The organism is Bradyrhizobium sp., assembly GCF_049581145.1.
Lineage (GTDB): Bacteria > Pseudomonadota > Alphaproteobacteria > Rhizobiales > Xanthobacteraceae > Bradyrhizobium.
Genome location: NZ_JBAURI010000060.1, coordinates 1 through 1,796 on the forward strand (window position 1 = coordinate 1; position 1,796 = coordinate 1,796).

Sequence of the window (1,796 nt, forward strand, 5' to 3'; positions counted from 1 at the left end):
CCGAAGAGCTGCGCGACCAGATCGATCAGCAGATCAGTGCTCAGCAGGCTGCCGCCAATCCCCTCGCCCAGCCGATCCCACAGCCCGCCGCTCCCAGCAACGCCATTATCTGGCGCGGCGCCATCCAGTGTGCCGGGCTGGCAGGTGCCGTCGCCGCTGCTCTCGGCTTGCTTTCCTTCGCTCTGCCCCCCATCACGCTGGTCTCGTTCTTCTGGTTCATCTCCGCACCGATCATCGTCATGGGCGTCTACAGCTCCCGGTTCCGCAAAACCCGCATCACTGCCGGTTTTGGTGCGCGCCTTGGCCTGCTCACGGGACTTGCCATCCTCGTCGTTACCGCCACGCTCAACACCATCGGTCTCGTTCTCGAGCGCTTCGTCTTCCATTCCACCGCCGACCTCGATACCCAAATCGCTAAAATGTTTGCGCAGGTGCAAACGAACTTCGCCACTCAATCGCAACAGTCCATCAAAATGATGAACGACATGCTCGCCATCCCGGAGTTCCGCGCCGGCATCCTGCTCAGCAGCATCTTCTTCGGCCTGGTGCTCTATCTCGCCTATTCCGCGACCGCCGGCGCCTTCGCCGGCTATTTGCGCTCCCGCTCACCCCGTGCCTGACCTCCCGTGCGCGCGTTGTCCCGATACCCGCCCACGTCCCTCGCAGACGCACGCCGACCGGTACCGTCCGCTGCTATCATGAAGGGCAAACCATGAGCGATCCCACCAGTTCCGCCGCAGCCACTCCGTCCGCCTCCAAGCCACAGCTCCGCGAGAAGGGCCGCCTTATGTCGGCCTCCGAGATCGAGCGCACCCTCGTCCGGCTGGCGCACGAGATCGTTGAGCGCAATAACGGCAGCGCCAACCTCGGCCTCATCGGCATCAAGCGTCGCGGCGTCCCGCTTGCCCAACGCATTGCCAAGCTCATCGAGACCATCGAAAAGTCTCCCGTCGATACCGGCGTGCTCGACATCAGCTTCTATCGCGACGACCTCTCCACCGCCGGCCCCCGCCCCGTTGTCGAAAAGGGCGACATCGGCTTCGACGTCAATGGCCGCGACATCATCCTGATGGACGACGTCCTCTACACCGGTCGCACCATCCGCGCTGCCCTCGACGCTCTCTTCGACCAGGGCCGCCCCAAGTCCGTCCAGCTGCTCGTCCTCATCGACCGCGGCCATCGCGAGCTTCCCATCGAAGCCCGCTTCATCGGCCGTACCGTCCCTACCTCGCGCAAAGAAATCATCGAAGTCAAACTCCGTGAGATCGACAACGACGAACAAGTCCTCCTCGTCGAGCTCGCCGACTAGATTCTCCCGCTTCCGCACGAAACCGCATTAGCTCCATCTTCTCTGTAGCTCACCAGCCACGATCGAGAGACGGCGTCCCGTCTTTTGCATGTCGCAGGTACACATCTCTGCGTCCTTCCCATGTGACCCTGCATCTATATCTGGAACCAACACCATGAGCCAGGAATCCCCCAATGAACTCGACAACGAGCGCGACGCCAACGCCGTCGAAGCCATTCCCGTGCCCGCACCCAACGCCCCAGAACCACTCAGCATGCGCGCTGTGCTCCGCGTCGTCACCATGCGCCGCCTCTGGTACGCGCAGATCGTCTCCACCTTCGGCGACTTCCTCGCGCTATTCGCGGTCATCACCTACATGACCTTCCGCCTGCACGCCACACCGCAGCAGGTTACCGGCATCCAGATCGCCTACCTTCTGCCCATCGCGCTCATCAGCGTCATCAGCGGTGTCTTCGTCGATCGCTGGCCCGTCAAGACAACCCTCGTC

Annotated in this window: 3 protein-coding genes; all 3 read left to right on the plus strand. The window is 62.6% G+C overall.

What is annotated here, in order from left to right; translation table 11 throughout:
* Positions 1-620 (plus strand): hypothetical protein (locus WCB02_RS01700; RefSeq protein ID WP_423955668.1); only part of this gene is annotated, 620 nt, incomplete at its 5' end.
* A gap of 92 nt (positions 621-712) precedes the next feature.
* Positions 713-1,309: a bifunctional pyr operon transcriptional regulator/uracil phosphoribosyltransferase PyrR gene (gene pyrR, locus WCB02_RS01705; RefSeq protein WP_423955670.1), complete on the plus strand. Its 597-nt coding sequence runs from the start codon at positions 713-715 to the stop codon at positions 1,307-1,309.
* Positions 1,310-1,463: 154 nt separating this feature from the next.
* Positions 1,464-1,796, plus strand: a 333-nt coding sequence (locus tag WCB02_RS01710) for an MFS transporter (protein WP_423955672.1), incomplete at its 3' end; no start/stop codon positions are given.

Coding starts and splice junctions, on each gene's coding strand:
- pyrR (WP_423955670.1), top strand. CDS start 713: ATGAGCGATCCCACCAGTTCCGCCGCAGCCACTCCGTCCGCCTCCAAG.